Annotated in this window: 13 protein-coding genes; 3 read left to right on the top strand and 10 right to left on the bottom strand. The window is 54.2% G+C overall.

Annotated features, from left to right (window positions below; translation table 11 throughout):
* The first annotated feature begins 1 nt into the window (after position 1).
* Entirely contained in the window at positions 2-661 is a 660-nt protein-coding gene (locus tag ACRZ96_RS08235; protein ID WP_480814392.1) for a sulfotransferase, read from the top strand.
* Between the two features lie 289 nt (positions 662-950).
* On the opposite strand, the gene nadC is transcribed toward ACRZ96_RS08235, so the two are convergent.
* The 5 genes from nadC to ACRZ96_RS08210 all read right to left on the bottom strand — a co-directional run bounded on the left by nadC (position 951) and on the right by ACRZ96_RS08210 (position 8,209).
* Entirely contained in the window at positions 951-1,802 is an 852-nt protein-coding gene (gene nadC / locus ACRZ96_RS08230; protein ID WP_170394237.1) for a carboxylating nicotinate-nucleotide diphosphorylase, read from the bottom strand.
* A gap of 12 nt (positions 1,803-1,814) precedes the next feature.
* A complete protein-coding gene (locus ACRZ96_RS08225; RefSeq protein WP_480706310.1) occupies positions 1,815-3,353 on the bottom strand; it encodes an L-aspartate oxidase in 1,539 nt (512 codons plus the stop codon).
* Positions 3,350-4,321 carry a quinolinate synthase NadA gene (gene nadA, locus ACRZ96_RS08220; RefSeq protein ID WP_170611794.1) on the bottom strand — a complete coding sequence of 324 codons (972 nt, stop codon included), beginning with the start codon at positions 4,319-4,321 and terminating at the stop codon, positions 3,350-3,352. The genes ACRZ96_RS08225 and nadA overlap by 4 nt, the downstream gene beginning before the upstream one ends.
* Positions 4,322-4,398: 77 nt before the next feature.
* Positions 4,399-5,280, bottom strand: coding sequence for an NrtR DNA-binding winged helix domain-containing protein (locus ACRZ96_RS08215; protein WP_170509435.1), 882 nt, complete (start codon positions 5,278-5,280; stop codon positions 4,399-4,401).
* 865 nt (positions 5,281-6,145) lie between these two features.
* On the bottom strand, positions 6,146-8,209 hold the full coding sequence (locus ACRZ96_RS08210; protein WP_480706314.1) for an alkyl/aryl-sulfatase: 2,064 nt from the start codon (positions 8,207-8,209) through the stop codon (positions 6,146-6,148).
* Between the two features lie 293 nt (positions 8,210-8,502).
* Here ACRZ96_RS08210 and ACRZ96_RS08205 point away from each other — a divergent pair, with 293 nt between their 5' ends.
* Positions 8,503-10,200: a tetratricopeptide repeat protein gene (locus tag ACRZ96_RS08205; protein WP_480814391.1), complete on the top strand. Its 1,698-nt coding sequence runs from the start codon at positions 8,503-8,505 to the stop codon at positions 10,198-10,200.
* A 565-nt stretch (positions 10,201-10,765) separates the two neighbouring features.
* Here ACRZ96_RS08205 and ACRZ96_RS08200 read toward each other — a convergent pair.
* Complete coding sequence (locus tag ACRZ96_RS08200) at positions 10,766-11,119, bottom strand: hypothetical protein (protein WP_480706318.1); 354 nt, start codon at positions 11,117-11,119, stop codon at positions 10,766-10,768.
* Positions 11,120-11,460: 341 nt separating this feature from the next.
* Complete coding sequence (gene acdA, locus ACRZ96_RS08195; protein WP_480706320.1) at positions 11,461-12,678, bottom strand: 3-sulfinopropanoyl-CoA desulfinase; 1,218 nt, start codon at positions 12,676-12,678, stop codon at positions 11,461-11,463.
* Between the two features lie 95 nt (positions 12,679-12,773).
* Here acdA and ACRZ96_RS08190 point away from each other — a divergent pair, with 95 nt between their 5' ends.
* Positions 12,774-13,658: a LysR family transcriptional regulator gene (locus tag ACRZ96_RS08190; RefSeq protein ID WP_480706322.1), complete on the top strand. Its 885-nt coding sequence runs from the start codon at positions 12,774-12,776 to the stop codon at positions 13,656-13,658.
* A gap of 338 nt (positions 13,659-13,996) precedes the next feature.
* On the opposite strand, the gene ACRZ96_RS08185 is transcribed toward ACRZ96_RS08190, so the two are convergent.
* From ACRZ96_RS08185 to ACRZ96_RS08175, 3 genes are read right to left on the bottom strand one after another with little or no spacing between them, the layout of a single operon-like run.
* Positions 13,997-14,722 carry an alpha/beta fold hydrolase gene (locus ACRZ96_RS08185; protein WP_170423485.1) on the bottom strand — a complete coding sequence of 242 codons (726 nt, stop codon included), beginning with the start codon at positions 14,720-14,722 and terminating at the stop codon, positions 13,997-13,999.
* Entirely contained in the window at positions 14,719-16,275 is a 1,557-nt protein-coding gene (locus tag ACRZ96_RS08180) for an ABC transporter permease subunit (protein WP_170635906.1), read from the bottom strand. Before ACRZ96_RS08180 ends, ACRZ96_RS08185 begins: the two co-directional genes overlap by 4 nt.
* The gene (locus tag ACRZ96_RS08175) at positions 16,272-17,327 is read right to left on the bottom strand and encodes a quaternary amine ABC transporter ATP-binding protein (protein ID WP_170801754.1); all 1,056 of its coding nucleotides are present in this window, start codon (positions 17,325-17,327) and stop codon (positions 16,272-16,274) included. The genes ACRZ96_RS08180 and ACRZ96_RS08175 overlap by 4 nt, the downstream gene beginning before the upstream one ends.
* Positions 17,328-17,389: the final 62 nt, after the last annotated feature.

The following is a 17,389-nucleotide window of genomic DNA, read 5'->3' as shown; positions in this document are numbered from 1 at the left end:
CGTGCCGCAATCATCAAAAACCCATCCTGAATATCTGTCTACCCATGCAGGACGTACGCAGCGGATATTTCAGGTCGGTTTCAACAAGTGCGGCACAAGGTCGATTTCCGCCTTTCTAGATAACAACGGCATTCCGACGGTTCACTTCAAGCGTGGCAATCTTGCCCGCGCGCTCGCTAACAATCTTAAGTATGGCTATGCGCCGCTCAATGGCATTGACCGTTGGGTCGGCTACACCGACATGCAGATGGTGAGCGGCTCACGCGTGATTGAAGGTTGCCGTTATTTTCGTCAACTCGCGGCATATTATCCCAATTCCTATTTCATATTGAACACTCGAGACAAAGACAGGTGGATCGCAAGTCGCCGAAACCATGGCAATGGGTTTTATGCCGAGCGTTATCGTAAGGGTATGAATTTCGAGTCGGTTGATCAGGTAATTGATCATTGGTCAGAAGAATGGGACCGGCATCATCAGGAGGTGCCCGAATTTTTTAAGGACCAACCGGATAAATTATTGATATATAATATAGAAACAGACAGCCCTGACCAGATGTCCGAGTTCCTTGCGCCTGATTTTGAGACTGATCCGACTTTCTTCGGCCATGAGGGTAAAACGTCCGGAGGCAATGACGCCGACGATGCGGTTTCTCCGAATTGAGATGTCATGGCCTGCTTATTTAAGCAGCATAAGAAATCGAGTGTGGGCGAGAACGAAAGGTTCGGTCGCCAACTCTCTGACGAATGAATGCGACCTAAAACTTGCCCAGCTTAGCTGGCTAACGGAGTGACAAGATTGAACAGGCAGGCTGCGCCGCCGCGCACCTTTTGATTGCCTTGATTCCTATGGTACGCGCGATGCTCTTGCCGTTGGCAATCTTTTGGAAAGGCCGTTGATTTCGACAATTTGGGCAATGAGCGTCGTAACTGTTGGTTTACTCTTGGTGCTGTTAGAGCACAAAATCCAGACCAATATCGAGGCAGTGTGCACTGTGGGTGATCCAGCCCATAGAAATCAAATTAACACCGGTGTTCGCCACAGCCCGCACATTATCTGGGGTTATCCCGCCTGAAGCTTCGGCAATGGCTTGACCATCAATCATGCCTATAGCTTCGCTTAAGGTTCTTGGATCCATGTTATCCAGAAGCACCGCATCAACACCGATTTTCAGAACTTCGGCCAGCTGCTCCAGCGTGTCGACCTCGATCTCGACCTTGACCATATGACCGACTGTCTCTTTGGCCCGCGTCAAGGCTGGGCGGACACCCCCGGCTATAGCGATGTGGTTGTCCTTGATCAGCACCGCGTCACTTAGGGAGTAGCGATGGTTCATGCCGCCGCCTGATCGCACAGCGTATTTCTCTAAAGCCCGCAAACCGGGCGTTGTTTTTCGGGTACAGACGATGGCAGCACGCGTGCCTTCGACGCGGCGAACCATATCGGCAGTCACACTTGCAATACCCGATAGATGACCCAAGAAGTTGAGCGCCGTACGTTCGGCAATCAGCAGACTGCGCGACGGCCCTTTGAAGGTAGCGATCACTGTGCCGGGCGCGACTGTCCCACCATCCTCGACATGACGGATTACTTTGATCGCCGGATCTATCAGCTCACAAGCCAATTCAGCACAATCCAGACCGGAAATACATCCGGATTGACGCGCGCAAGCCACAACTTCGGAAACATGATCCGAAGGAATAACAGCCGAAGAGGTGACATCTCCGGCGAGGCCCAAATCTTCATCAAGTGCGCGGCGGATCACCGGCTCCAGCATCGTTCGGGGCAACGGGGCTAGGGGCATGATAGTCATTTCTCAAGCAGTCCTCAAAAAGGGTTCCTGACTGTTCAAACTCGCATGAGCAAGTACTTCGGTCAGAGTCATCAAAAGAGATTGCGCGTTCGCCTCAGGATTAGGGAAGTCACTTCGGTAATGTCCGCCACGCGATTCTCGGCGCAGATCGGCAAAGACCGCGATCGAAAGCGCGACTAGTGCCGGGTCAGAAGCGCAGGCAGCGGTTTCGACCAACGGAGATAACTTTGAAATGACTTGACGCAATCCCACCTCGTCGCGGATCAAACCCAGAAATTTTGTAGCCAAAGGCCGGACAGAGCTAGGGTCAGAACGAGGCAGAGCGGTAACTGTAGGCACAAATGACAGGTTTCTCATTTCTGCCTTGGCAACATCATTTGCGGCGCGGCATCCCATCACCACCGCCTCCAGCAGTGAATTGCTAGCAAGGCGATTGGCACCATGCAGGCCAGTGGCCGCGCATTCACCTATGGCCCAAAGGCCTGACAGAGTGCTTCTTCCATACTCATCAACGGCGATACCGCCCATGTGGTAATGCGCAGCCGGAAGTATCGGTATGGGATCGCGCGCCGGATCAATTCCGCTTGCTGCGCACAATGCATGGATGCCAGGGAACCGCTGGACAAATTCGGCACCAAGCGCGGCACGAGCATCAAGAAACACTCGCCCACCTTCCAATATGACCTGATGCACGGCACGAGCCACCACGTCGCGCGGGGCCAGTTCAGCCCCCGGAATATGCGACATGAAGCGCTTGCCGGTTTGGTCAATCAGAATTGCGCCTTCGCCCCGGACGGCTTCACTGACCAATGCCAGTGGTGTCTGCTTGGCATCCAGCGCTGTGGGATGAAACTGGACAAATTCCATATCGCGCAAGGCTGCCCCGGCACGGGCGGCCATCATGACACCCTGGCCGAAATTACCTGAAGGGTTGGTGCTGACACCAAACAAACCGCCGCAACCGCCTGTCGCCATAACGACCTGAGATGTGCGCAGTACCTCTGCTTGGGCATCTTTTTGCAGATGAACGCCTGTGACGTGTCCGTCTAGCGTCAACACCCGTCGGGCTTCGACTCCGGTCAAGCAAGTGATCGACTGGCATTGCAACACAGCACGCGCAAGGGCCGATGCGATTTCGGCTCCGGTGCGGTCGCCGCCTGCATGCAGTATGCGGCGGCGGGAATGCGCGGCCTCGCGCCCCAAGGCATATCTGCCGTCGGCGGTTCTATCGAAACGAACGCCATGTTTCTCTAAACCAGTGATCGCCTTTTGCGCTTCGCAGAGAATGGCCGACGCCACGGTTTCATCGCACAACCCGTCGCCGGCCCGCAAAGTATCGACCAAGTGTTGCGCAGGATCACCATCCGCGCCTAGTTCGGCGGCAACCCCTCCTTGAGCCCAAGCGCTGGAACATTCCTGGCCCAGCCCTGCACGGGTGATTAGTACTACGGGTTGTGGAGCCAGTTCCAGCGCAGCCGTCAGCCCGGCGATGCCGCCACCGATGATGGCAGTTCGACCATGAAGCCCTTCGAGCCCGATCATTTCACTGCCAGCATCCGTTCTACCGCGCGGCGCGCATCTTCGGCGATGGCCGGATCGACGGTGACTTCGTGATGGCCCAGTTCCAATGCGTTGCGAATGTTGCGCAGACTAATGCGCTTCATATGTGGACACAGGTTACAGGGGCGCACGAATTCCACCTCAGGATGGTTCAGCGCCACGTTGTCGCTCATCGAGCATTCGGTCAGCAGGCAAACCCGCGTCGGTTTTTTATCACCGACGAAATCCGACATGACTGCGGTAGAGCCAGAAAAATCTGCTTCGGCAACCACTTCGGGCGGGCATTCAGGATGGGCCAGGACCGTAACACCCGGCCACGCTTCGCGCATTTCACGTATATCGGCTGGAGTAAACAGTTCGTGCACCTCGCAATGTCCATGCCATGCGATCAATTCGACATCGGTCTCTTTGGCGACGTTCTTGGCGAGATACTCGTCCGGGATCATCAACACGCGCGGCACTCCGAGGGATTCCACCACCTTTACTGCGTTGCCCGACGTGCAGCAGATATCCGATGCCGCCTTCACCGCTGCCGAAGTGTTTACATATGTGATCACCGGAACGCCGGGATGGGCTTCGCGCAGAAGCGCAATATCCTCGGGTGTGATGGAATCTGCCAGTGAGCACCCCGCCCCCAAATCTGGGATCAGTACCGTCTTTTCCGGGTTCAGCAGCTTGGCAGTTTCCGCCATAAAATGCACACCAGCCAACACAATGACATCGGCATCAACCTTCACAGCTTCGCGCGCAAGCGCAAGGCTGTCGCCCACGATATCGGCAACTCCGTGGAAGATCTCCGGCGTTTGGTAATTGTGGGCGAGGATGACCGCATTCCTCTCACGCTTGAGATCAAGGATGGCTTCCAGATCATCTTCAAACAGCATCCATTCGGGTTGCGGGATGATCTGCTTTACCCGGTCGTAGAGGTCTGGAAGGCGAAAATCTTTCATTGGCTTCTCCATTTATACTCGAATCGAGTATATTGAGGTCATGCTTATTCTCGATTCGAGATTATGTCAAGCGAGGTTCAGGACCGGGAGAGAGGTAATCTGACGCCCGACAGCATGCGAGCCTCTAGAATGGCCGGCCTATATCGGAACAGGCGCGCCGGGCGACCACCGGTGCCGCTGGACATTTCGCCGGTATCTTCAATCAATTCCTGCTGATCAATCTGGCGGCGAAAATTGGGTTTGTGCAGGTGTAGACCAGACAGCGCTTCGACTGTGCGCTGTAACTGCAGCAAGGTGAAGCTTTCGGGCATGAGCTCGAACACCACCGGAGAGTATTTTATCTTGGCCCGCAAGCGAGATATGCCGGTGGCGAGAATGCGACGGTTGTCCGCTTCCATGTGACGACCGAATTCAGGAGTGTCAACAAGCCCTGCTTCGTACATCAGCTCATAACGTTGCAAAACCAGTTCTTCGTTCCAAGTCTTCCCATTCAAACCAAACAGATAGTCCACACGCTGCAGTTTTAGCGGATCACTTCCTGCCCAAGCTGAGATACGTTTGATAATTTGCGGTAGCTCTTCTGGGCTGCGATCACGATGATCCTCCCATGGGAAGTACTGATACCAGCTACGCCATGCCGGACGTCCAGCACCGGTAGTATCCTGCTCCCGCACCAGACCGAGATAGCTGATCGAGATACGCTGAGAGTTGTCGGCATAACCCGAGCGTGGATCGCGATCCCTGTCTGCAAAGGTATAAAGCTGTTCAAGATATCCCACCGGATGGCCGGTCTGCGCCTCAATCCAGGCCCGCAAGCCGCTTTGTAAGCTGCGGTGTGAAGATTCGAACGGTCCCGAAGGTAGCGCGTTACCGCCACGCAAGGTCATGACACGCGGCTGATCATCAGTCACGGCGATTAGGATTGCGATCAGTTCGGCAGGGGCTAGTCCACTTGGCAAGGAATTTCCTGTTTGTAGAATGTCGCGAAGCGTTGGTTAGAATGTGCGTTCTAACCCAAATTTAGTACCTTGGCTTGAAGAAAAATACAGTGTGACGGGTGCTTCTTCAGAGAACAAGCATTTCTGGCCCAGTTAATCGTCCCACTGTTCTAACATCAGGTTACTACTTTCGGTCCAATGAACCTGAAATACAGTTTCGTCTCACGACTTGAGAAGTGTCGCAAGATATGGGTTCGGGCTGACCAAACAGCCCGTTGAGGTATTCGTTTCGCTAAGGTAGTTCTCAGAACGGTCTTACGTATGATCTTTTTGAAGGCTGCCGTTTCCGCAAAGACATTAATGATTACACTAAATACTTCGATTTGCGACACACAGTGTCTTATCGAAATTTGGAAGCGATCATAGCATATCGCAGCTAAGGTCTGACCACTTCACATTCGACAGTTGGGTTGTGAAGCTTCCTCCAGTTCGAAGATACCCATCCGACCCGCGGCGCTAAGCAGCCAGTTCTTTGAATCGTTGTACGGGACGGGGTCCAGGAGTGAATTGAAATCTACGGATCGGGACCTCTAGGTAGTTTGATATCTTGGCTGATGTTCACAAATTGCAAGTTTCAGAACATCCCAGTTTGATTTTTGCGTCATGCGCTTTGGCTTTCTTAGGCTGAAGATTCTGATCCCGCATTGACACCACGGATGAAAGAGTCCACGCACGGCGGTAACAATCCAGCAGTCGTTCGGGCGGGGCATTCTGCTGCTCCGATACCAGCACTACTGGTCGAAAACTTCTCCCGGTCCAATAGTCAGAAAGAGAGAGGCCCAGGGCAGCAAAACCCTGAGCCAGCTTTCAATCGGACGGTCCCGCCTCAGCCGCCACTCGAGTTTGCTAACCCGGGCTGGGCAAAATCATTGGCGGGTGGTGTCAAATCCTGCGCACCGGTGCCGGGCATCAACTCGAAACCCAAATCGAATTGATCCAGGGTCGAAGCCAGTTGCGCTACGATCTCGGCGTTGCCCTCAGACTGCGCGGTGCCATCAGCGAGCATCTCGGTCAATCTGCGCTCACCGGTCATGACCTTTTCCAAGTCCGTGCGGCTCAGACTGATCGAAAGATCGGCGTCTTCCGCCACCTGGTCGACGATATGAGTCAGAGTGGCATTGCTCATCTCGACAACGATGTTCTCGTCCCGGTCGGGGATCGACAGGTTGATGGTGAACTCCATATCGGTGGCTTTGGCGCTATTGACGCGAATGGCCAGAAAGTCGAGCCACATCGTGGTCTGCATCGCCTTTATCGTATCGGGACCGGTGGTCTCGATGGTAGCGCCCTGCGGAATACCGTTGCGCAGTTCGAACGCCGCACCAAGGAACGAGTTGCGGACCGAAGGGCTTTCCTTCTGATACCCGATCTGCTCGAACGCGTCGGCCAACAGGTCCTTGGCGGCCTGGTTCTGTGGTTCGGCGTAGACCAGTTTGTTCAGAATCTCGGTCGCTTCAAGGTATTTGCCGGTGTCGACCAATTCCTGCCCTTTCGACAGGATCGGTTCGGCGCCGCCCATCATCTCGATAAACAGCGGCGCGCTGTCTTCTGGCGACAGAGGTGTGAGCGTGGTGGGGTTGGCATCCCAGTAGCCCAGATAACGGTTTATCACCGCCCGGCTGTTATGCTCGACCGAGCCATGATAGCTGCGCGCGGCCCATTGCTGCTGCAGGCTTTCCGGCACGTCATAAACGTTGTGAATCTGATTGATGGTCACGCCCTTGTTGGCCAGATTCAACACCCCGTTGTTAAGATTGGCGTAAGTGTCACGCTGCGCACGCATCACTTCTTGAATGCGCTCATTTCCGTAACGGGGCCAAGAGTGAGAGGCGAACATCAACTCGGCATCCTGCCCAAACTTGTACAGCGCGTCATTGACATGCTTGGACCAGCTCAGCGCATCGCGCACCAGTGCGCCACGCAAGGTATAGATGTTGTGAATTGTCCCAGTGATGTTTTCCGCCGCCCAGAATGCCTTGAGGTCGGGGAAATAAGTATTCATCTCAGCAGGTGCTTCAGTACCCGGTGTATTCTGGAAGATCATACGCACGCCGTCTACGATGATCTCTTCATACGCGTCCGAGACATAGCGGGTCGGTTCGATCAGGCCCGTGGTGCCAGCCGAGATGTTTTTGCCGATGGACTGATCCACATGGCCGAACGGGCTGCGTGGCAGCAATACGCCGTATTGGAAAAACAGACGGCGGTTCATCACGTTGCCCGCATAGACGTTTTCGGAAACCGCATATTCCATGAAACCTTCGGGCGCGATCACCTCCACGCCGTTTGCCACGTCCTCATCGGTGATCACCCCGCGCACACCGCCATAATGGTCGGCGTGGGAATGCGAATAGACAACCGCCTTGACAGGAAGTTCGCCCACGGTGTCGTTTAGCAGCTTCAGCGCTGCAGCGGCAGTTTCCTTGGAGGCCAGCGGGTCAAAGATGATCCAGCCGGTATCGCCACGAATAAAAGTGATGTTGGACAGATCGAAGCCACGCACCTGATAGATGCTGTCGTCGAGAATCTCGTACAGGCCGAAATTCATGTTCAGGATCGCCTGACGCTGCAACGACGGGTGGATCGAGTCGAACTCTTTGCCCTCGAGCAGATAGTCATAGCTGCCGATGTCCCAGGCGACGGTGCCATCCTCGGTTTTGATCTGGCGGTATTCTGGAACCGCAATTAGCCCCTTGCGGCTTTCTTCAAAGTCACGCTCGTCATCGAACGGCAGGTTATTGCGTTGGGTTTGCTGGAATTCGATCGTGTAATCCGAGGGCAACTTGCCCTTCGGGTCAAAGTGCTGAGGACTATCATCCTGCGCGACGGCAAGACCTGAGGTCAGCGTCAAAAAGGTGACGGTCAAGAGTAAGGTGGTTCGGCGTGGCATATATAATCGGTTCCTATCATGAACGCTTCAAAAGAGGTCGCAGCGCAGGAGGTCTGACGGGACGAACCACGAGGTTGAAATTCGTCCCGCCGGTGCATTGACGTCCAGAAGTGCCGAGATGCGCGATCTTTTGGAAGCCGGGTGCCTGCCTGTACGACCAGCAGTGCGGCCCTCTTATCCGCAGAATTTTTCCCGAGAAGTGCAAACATGTTGCCACCTGTCGAAAAACGCATGTATCAACGAGGCCAACATAATGGTTTTCCTTGGTTTTCCCGAGGCAGAGGGATATTGAAGTGGATACTACCGAGCGCGAAATTCGGGTACAGATGCAACGTATCCTGGATCATCCGGATTTCACCGCCAGCCCCAAACGCCGCGCATTTCTGAACTATATCATCGAGGAATATCTGGACGGTCGTTCAGATCAGATCAAAGGCGTGTCGATTGCCATGTCCGTCTTTGACCGCGACGAAAGCTTCGACCAGCAGGTCGATCCGATTGTCCGACTTGAGGCGCGGCGACTACGGCAGGAGATTGACACCTACTATGCCGGGCCCGGTCGGGGCGATCCGATACGTCTCACCATACCCAAAGGAGGATACGCGCCGCGGTTCGCAAAATCTTCACTGCCCAGCCCTGATCAGGCACCTGCTGACGCCCGGCCAAATGCCGGGTTCAGCGGACGACGACGCGCTGGGATTGGACTGGCTGTCGCCTTTGGCCTGGCATTGTTTGGGCTAATCTGGGGATTGACCCGTTCAGGGGCGCCAGAGGAACAGGCAAATCACAGCTTGCCCAAAGGGCCCGTCGTGGCTGTACTGCCCTTTGAAACTCTGGGAGAGGGCCCCGAGTACCTCGCCGATGGTCTTACCCGGCAGTTGACGACCGAGTTGATCCGGTTCCGGGACATCTGGGTCTTGCCCCTTGGCAGCACACTGCATTCTGGTGAAACCGAGATTGATACGGCAAGCTTGCGTACAGAATTCAACGCGGATTTCGCGCTGGAAGGCAATGTGATGGACAGGGGTGACACCTTGCGCCTGTCCGCACGCCTCATTGATCTGAAAGACCGAAGATATATCTGGTCGCAAAGCTATGAGGTCAGCGATACCTCCAAGGAGATCTATGCGGTACAGGACAGCATTATCCGAGATGTAATGGGTAAACTGGCCGGGAAATACGGGCTACTGACGCTTGGCGCGATGCGAGATGCCGATAGAATTCCACCCAACAATCGCGATGCTTTTGACTGTGTGCTTGGTTATTACAGCTATCAGGTAACCATCAATCTGGATCGCCATGCCGAAATCAAATCCTGCATCCTGAACGCGCTCGAGAAGGCTCCGGATTATGCCGAGGCCTGGGCGGTGCTGTCGAACCTGTATCTGCAACAGATACGTTTTGGGCTGGGCGGAAATCGCGAACAGATTCTGGCCGCAGCCGATGCCGCAGCACGCCGGGCGGTCGAGATCGACCCAAATCTGGCGGCGGGACATCTGATGATGGCCAATATGCGGTTCGTGCTCGGTGATTTTGCCGGGTTCCGAGAGGCCGGGCAACGGGCGATTGACCTGAATCCGAATGACACCGACATTCTGGCCCATTACGGGATGCGTCTGGCGTTCAGTGGCGAATGGGACAAAGGACTTGCTACTGTAGACCGGGCAATCGCTCTGAACCCTGTGCATCCTCAGTGGTATCTGTTTCCGCGGGTTTTTTACGAGTTCGACCGGGGCGACTATGAAGCGGCGCTGGCACAATTGGAACAAATCGATATGCCAAGTTTCTTCTGGACCCATCTATGGCAGGCTGCGCTACACAGCAAACTGGGAAATGGGGAACAGGCCCAGGCGGCTCTACGCAGCTTGTTGGTTCTACGCCCAGATTTTTCATCTGTTGCATCGGATATACTTGCCATTTGGCAACTTGACGCCACTTTTAAGGAGAACCTGTTGGCCAGCCTCCAGAAGGCTGGTTTGTCAGATTCTTGACCGGCTTATCCAGTTTCCGCACACCTATTCATCGGTGGGTTTCACAGTTATCTGGAATCGCATCACCCTTGTACGCAGCAATAAGTAAACCACGTCAGATGGCTGACTTTATATCATCAGATCGTCGTTCGATTTTCTAGCTTTCACGCAAGCGGGCCAACGGTCGCTGCCGGTCCATATCTGGGATGGTTTGTCAGAGTTGGCGTTTTTTTGGGACGGCCTTTTACATAGTTTCGGCATTGCAAAACACTTTGCTCATCGGTGCTCAACATGCGGAAGTTGATCACCTGTAGCCTGAAAGAAGCGCGCTTCTGGGTGGGATATGTCAATTCGATGCGCCAACATGCAAGGCAATCGAGACGCATCTTTGGAAGATCTGCGCGACACTGTTCACCCACCCAATCAGGCAGGTTTCTTTAACTGTTACAACTGAAACGTTTATTCGGCATCAGAGCACTCCTTCTCTGGTCAGAATTTACCCCAAATTACGAACTCTGTTCGGGCCCTTTTTTGAGTCAAGGCCAAGGCCCCTTTCGATAAACCACTGAGTAATCTGCAGCCATTACTAGCCCACCACACCGTGACCACGCACCTGCATGCAGTTCACAAGCACATGACGCCGCGCCATTTCGTCATTGTACTGGCCGCGCACAGATCCGACTATGCCACCTGCGATCGCACCTCCGATGACATCTTCCTTCTCGCCAACAACCCAACCAGTAACCGCGCCATCAATAGCGCCGAACGTAGCATCCATTTTACGCTGCCCAGGATTGAAACTCGCGGCCATCAATCGGCATTCAGCCTCATCTGTGTAGAAGCTCGCATTCCTGGTTCCGTCAACCATCAGTGGCTTCTGCATCGGGTACTGAGTGCATGCGGTAAGACTGATGAGAGCAACAAAAATGAACTTTTTCATCGCAGCTTTCCTTTCGGGAATCGAAGTAATTGCTTGGCGTACACGCTAAACTTGCCTGCCTAGGCAAATCTCATTTAGGAAGTTTACTATTGTCGAAAAATAGCCCCGCCATTTTACGCAGCGTAAAATTGCATTTGTTTCGCTGGCTCGGTCGCAAACTTCTCTGGCGCATGAATACAGCGCCTTTCTTGCGCAGCTAAGTTGGCTAACTAGGCAACTAGATTAACGCGAAAAAACCGTCGGCCGAGCATGCCGAAGGCGTGACGGCACGCAGACGCGTAGGGCTGCGGCACAAGAAAGTCGGCGGCCCGAAAGTCCTTTTTCAATTTTTATAGGGTCTTCTATTCAGCCGCGTAACGCTCCATGTCGGCAAGGCGCGTATATCCGTCCCGCGTCTGTGGTGTTTTAATGCCTAGAATATTTCCGGCGATTTGGGTCCGGAGAATCTGTGCGGTCCCGCCGCCGATAGTGAACATGCGCACATCGCGATACATCCGCTCCAGAGGTTCACGATCGCTGTAGCCGCGCGCGCCGAACATCTGCAGCGCATCGCTGACCACCTTAATAGCCATCTCGGACGCAAAAAGCTTGGCGCGGGCGGCCATGGTCATATCGGGATACTGACTGCCGTTTGGGCCACGCGATCGTGCCGCTTCTTGGAGCAGCAGCCTGGCTGCATGAACTTGCGTGTCCATATCGGCCAGCATCCATTGAAGCCCCTGGAATTCTGCAAGCGGGCGCCCGAACTGTTCACGTTGAACGAGGTAGCGTTTTGCATGTTCAAGTGCCCCTGCCGCAACACCCATAGCAACTGCTCCCGCACCGACGCGTTGCGAATTGTAAGCGTTCATCAGGTCGGCAAAGCCACGCTTCAATCCTGAAGGCGGTTTGACCAGCCATTTCTCGTTGATCTCGACATTCTCGAACCGCAATTCTGCTTCGGGCATACCGCAAAGGCCCATCGTGTATTCGCGACCCACCACGGTGAACCCCTTGGGCGTATCTCCTGACATCGGGTCGGCAAACAGAATGAAACCGCCAATCCCCTGATCGACGCCTGCCTCATCGAGCACGCGGGCAAAGATCAGGTACAGCTTCGAGACCCCTCCACCAGTGATCCAATGCTTGGACCCGTTGAGGATGTATGTGCGACCCTGTTTCCGCGCGGTAGTCTGCATTTCGGTCGCGGCACTTCCCGAGTCAGGTTCGGTTATGCAGATCGCAGGCTTATCTCCTGCCAGGACATGCTGAGCACAAAAAGCCTTCTGCTCATCATTGCCGTACCCCATGACCGCACTGATGCCGCCCATGTTGCCCTCGACAACGATGCGGGCGGTCAGGGTGCAGGCTTTCGCGATCTCTTCGACCACCATGGTGACGTCCAGAAAACTCGCGCCCTGCCCACCATATTTCTTTGCAATGGTCATACCCATGATGCCAGCATCGGCCAATTCGCCAACATTCTGCCAGCAATACCTGCGCGATCTGTCCCAATCTGCGGCACGTTTCTCAAATTCTGGGGCCAGTTCTTTCGCAACGTTCACAAGCGGATGCGGCATGCGTGTCCCTCGTCTCTGTTTCTTAACAGAATACGCTTGCAGTAATACAACACAATCGAATAAAAATGGATATCTAATCCAATATACCTTAACTTATGCAGACACGTTCTCTCAGAACCCTCATACGGGTCTCGAATGTCGGCTCCTTTGCGAAAGCGGCCGAGCAGCAAAACATGACATTGTCTGCACTTTCAATGCAGATGAAGGCGCTTGAGGTGGAGCTTGGCGTCGACCTCTTTGACCGTACCGTACGACCACCGCGACTTACGCCAATCGGCCGGAGCGTCGTCGAGGCATCGATCCCGCTCCTGCAGCACGAAGACAGCCTTCTCAAAATCTGTCGCCCGACAGACACGCTTGTCGGGCATTTCCGAATAGGATTTGTCACAACTGCTGCCGTTCGCTTGCTGCCGAACTTCCTGAACAACGCAAAACGTCAAGCACCGCAAGCGACCTTCTCATTCGAAACCGGCCTGTCCAAGGTTCTACAAGAAAAGGTTGTAAGCGGTCAGCTTGATGCCGCCCTTCTTACAGATGCAGAAGGTGTTCCTGACACGCTTGCGGAAGAGGTGCTTCGAGAGGAACCCTTTGCCTTTGCAGCCCATAAGAAATTGCTGAAAGACGGCCTCGCGGGTTTATTGAATGCGCAGCCCTTCTTTCATTTTATGCCCGACACCGGGATCGGAAAACTCATTGCTGGAGAGATGCTTAAGCACAAAAGACCGAAGGATTCCGAAACCATTGTCCTTGATAACCTTGAAGCGATTATGGAATGTGTTTCGGCAGGCCTGGGATTTACGCTTCTGCCTGTCCCCGATGTTTTGCGGTACCGGTCTGACGACGTCAAAAGTATTTGTCCCCCACAATCGTCGGCTCGGAAACTTGTTCTTGCGACCGTGCGCAAGGGCGCGCTGGCTGGAAGTGAGGCGATGCTTGCCGCGCTATTTTCGACAGGCGAGGCCGTCGCTGCGGGCGAATAAGAAACACCTCTCCCGCACTCGCGGTTTCGCCTGGATCGACTATGATCTTGAAACGCACATGTGATCCCCGTTGCGTGTCCAGTCAGTTTGGACGAGTGCCCAAATAGAATCGGCTTCCGATCTTGAAGCCCTCTATTGGGTTCACACATTAACGGACCGTTATTACCATTCGCCTATGGTTGCCATTGCTGCGATTTAGCCCTTAGTATCGGCCATTCGCTGCATCTGCGATGGCAACTCCTCCAATCTGATATATCGGCCATTTAAGATCGGGTGTGCAATATCTTCTACGCCGCAGAGACGCTAAAATCGGCAACGCTATCTGCACAAGCATCTTTTTAAGTCCGGCGTAAGAAATCCGACAGCACAACATTGAAGATATCGGGTTTTTCCAGATGTACCGCGTGGGCGCAGCCGGGAACGACGGAAAGCTCAGCCTGATTGATCGACGTCCAAAGTTGTTTGGTCTGTGTCCACGAATACGTGCGGTCCATGTCACCCCAGATCACCAGAGAGTTAGCTTTGATGGCAGAGAGATAATCATCGGCGCGCCAAGCGCGCATTGCGTCCAGCCCCTTGAGCATGGCATCCGGTGTACATTGCGCTGCAATCTCAGCGCAGTCTGAGTAAGCTTCAGCAGACCGGCCATCCAAGAACCATGTCGCAGCGATGCGGCGAGCTGTTTCCTGGAAACCCTCGGTTTGGGCACGCCGTTTGCTTTCCTCGATTGTCTCGAAACGGTCGGGCAGGATGCCAACCGCGCCAGTGGAGTAAAGGATCAACCCACCTATCCGTTGCGGGGCACGATGTATCATTTCCTGCGCGATCATTCCGCCCATCGAATGTCCCAAGAGGTTGAATTGTTCGACGCCAAGGTGGAATAGATGTTCCAGGACCCAATCAGCAAATCCGCCGATCGTGTCGATGCTAGGTAAGCCTGCATTCTGTCCGAACCCAGGCAAGTCGATCGTGATCAGCTTTTGGGTTTCTGAAAGTTGGTGCTGTTGCGGTGCCCATTGCGCGCCTCCACCCATGAAACCATGGACTAGGACAAGCGGCCTCACTTTCGCTGTCCCTGCACAATTCGGTCAAGTATCATGGCGCAAAATAGGATGGCAAAACCTGCAAGGATTCCCTGCCCGACATTGGCGTATTGCAGCGCCTCAAGCACGTCTTCGCCCAGACCCTTGGCGCCAATCAACGAAGCTACCACGACCATGGCGAGCGACAGCATGATGGTTTGGTTGATTCCTGCCCGGATCGAGGGGCTAGCCAGGGGCAGATCGACCTTTGTGAGCAAGTACCATTTGTTTGCGCCAAAACTAATTGCCGCTTCGCGCACGCTTTCAGGCACGCCGCGCAGGCCCAGTACGGTCAGGCGTACCACAGGAGTACCGCCGAAAATCATCGTGACAATAACGGCTGCGGGCTTGCCGACGCCAAAAAACGCGATCACAGGCACCATGAAGACAAACGCCGGCATGGTTTGCATGAAATCCATAATTGGTTGGATGAAAGCATAAAAACGCGGGCGCCGTGCGGCGAACATTCCAAGTGGAATGCCTATCACGATTGAGAGACAAGCAGCAGTGCCTAGCAAAGCAAGTGTCGTCATTGCCGCCTCCCAGAAGCCCAAAAGGCCCATATAGGCAAGGAAGGCTCCTGAATAGATGGCCGTGCTGATACCTGCCGTTAGCCATGTTAGCAGAATGATCAGGCATGCAATTACAATCCAAGGAGTCTGGACAAGTATGACCTCCAAGGCATCGAGCAACGCGCGGATGCCAATCGTCAGCCCATCAAAAAAAGCTTCACTGTTGCGGACACAAAATGCGATGAAATCTTCCACCCAAGTGATGCCGGTCAAACGGATATCGGGATCTGTTGGAAAGTGACTGAGCAATGAAAAACGCCCGGGGAAGCTGTAGTGCAACATTGCCGCTGTTACGATTAACGCCATGAAAATTGTGCTGAACACGATCTCTGAAACAGGCATAGCTGAACGTATCGAACGATCCGAAATCCATTCTGAAAACCGTGCCTCAAGCGCCCAGTTTGCCACAACCGATTGCACCGCTTTTATGACCAACAGAATAATAAGGCCCGACAATATGATCGCGGGGCCTTGGGCGGCCAATGCTTCGGCTTCGGCTCGTATACCGCCGATATTGGCCTCAAGAGATTCGACAGTACGCTGGTAGACATCAATCTTGTCGGAATTTGCTTCGATCGCAGCAGCCAATTGCTGACGACGCAACTCCAATGTTCCTTCAATTGAAGCGATACGAGCCATCGCGTCGGCTGCGAGGTCTCCAAAAAGACCGCGGGCAATCTGAACATAGGCGAGTGTTTCGATGATCAGGAATGGGAGTGCCCAAGACCACAAGCCACGCGCTCCGAACCAGATTGGACCGAAAATCCCGGCCATCAGATTGAAGGTCGCCGTAAAGCGAGCGGACGCGCCGATCTTGTCAAAGTTTTTGATGTAATAATCGGGGTTAGTACGTACAAATGTGCGAATGTTCTCGCGCCGCTCTTCAGCATAGGCCAGAGCAGCTTCGCTTTCGGTATCTTCCAGGGGGTTTACGCCATCAGGGTTCGCGTCGGATGTGCTCATGATACTTCCGTCCCCTCGATTACTGTGCGCAGCAAATCGGCGCGGGTAATCAAACCCACATCCCTGCCGCCGTCCTCCACCAGGATGGCGCTGCTGTGGTCAATCGCCAAATTGATCAGAGTGCTAAGATTTTCCGCCTCATTGACGCGCGGTGCATCTGCGTCCAACGGGCCATGGGTGGCTACATAGTCTGAAATTGGTTGCATCACTGCGTGCGCGCGCACCACTTTGAGGCGCGAGATACCCGCTACGAAGTCTGCCACGTAATCGTCGGCAGGGTTCATAACGATGTCTTCGGCAGTGCCGATCTGAACCACTTTGCCGTCGCGCATGATCGCAATTCTATTGCCGATACGCACCGCTTCGTCCAGATCGTGCGTAATGAAGATGGTAGTCTTCTTCAAAATCTTACTGAGCCGAATAAATTCATCCTGCAATTGTCGTCGAATGAGCGGATCGAGCGCCGAGAACGGCTCATCCATCAACAGCACATCCGGGTTCGCAGCCAATGCGCGCGCCAAACCCACGCGCTGCTGCATTCCACCGGACAACTCGTGTGCGAATTTCGATCCCCAGGCCCCCAACTCGACGATGTCCAGTATGGCGGCAGCCTGTCGCATACGTTCATTTTTGCTGACTTGTCTGATTTCCAGCGGTAAGGCGACGTTGTCCAAAACCGAACGGTGCGGCATTAGAGCGAAGTTCTGAAACACCATACCGATTTTGTTGTTACGGAACTGCTGAAGCTCTTGCGGCCCCAGTGCCATAACGTCGGTTCCTTCGATCTCAATCTTGCCACCGGTAGGTTCCAGAAGCCGATTGAAGTGGCGCACCAACGTGGACTTGCCGCTGCCAGACAGGCCCATGATACAGAATATCTCACCGCGGTTCACAGAAAGGCTGACATCAGCCACGCCGACAACACAGTTGAATTCAGCTAGTACCTCAGCTTTGCTCAGCCCACGCTCACGGATTGCCTGCAATGCGACTTCGGGTTTCGCTCCAAAAATCTTCCAGACATTCGATATTTTAATAACTGTATCGTCACCCATGCGTCCCCCAGCGGCCTCGGAATGGGCCTAGTTGGCTCAGGGTGGCAGCGAAATGGAACTGC

The sequence above is a fragment of the Ruegeria sp. CF1 genome (assembly GCF_056537445.1).
The sequence above is the reverse complement of the archived record's forward strand: the minus strand, read 5'-3'. Positions and strand labels throughout refer to the sequence as shown.

Excerpts from the sequence above, each read along its gene's own strand:
- ACRZ96_RS08175 (WP_170801754.1), bottom strand. The coding sequence starts at position 17,327 with ATGGGTGACGATACAGTTATTAAAATATCGAATGTCTGGAAGATTTTT.
- ACRZ96_RS08225 (WP_480706310.1), bottom strand. The coding sequence starts at position 3,353 with ATGATCGGGCTCGAAGGGCTTCATGGTCGAACTGCCATCATCGGTGGC.
- ACRZ96_RS08180 (WP_170635906.1), bottom strand. The coding sequence starts at position 16,275 with ATGAGCACATCCGACGCGAACCCTGATGGCGTAAACCCCCTGGAAGAT.
- ACRZ96_RS08200 (WP_480706318.1), bottom strand. The coding sequence starts at position 11,119 with ATGAAAAAGTTCATTTTTGTTGCTCTCATCAGTCTTACCGCATGCACT.
- ACRZ96_RS08190 (WP_480706322.1), top strand. The coding sequence starts at position 12,774 with ATGCAGACACGTTCTCTCAGAACCCTCATACGGGTCTCGAATGTCGGC.
- ACRZ96_RS08210 (WP_480706314.1), bottom strand. The coding sequence starts at position 8,209 with ATGCCACGCCGAACCACCTTACTCTTGACCGTCACCTTTTTGACGCTG.
- nadC (WP_170394237.1), bottom strand. The coding sequence starts at position 1,802 with ATGCCCCTAGCCCCGTTGCCCCGAACGATGCTGGAGCCGGTGATCCGC.
- acdA (WP_480706320.1), bottom strand. The coding sequence starts at position 12,678 with ATGCCGCATCCGCTTGTGAACGTTGCGAAAGAACTGGCCCCAGAATTT.
- nadA (WP_170611794.1), bottom strand. The coding sequence starts at position 4,321 with ATGAAAGATTTTCGCCTTCCAGACCTCTACGACCGGGTAAAGCAGATC.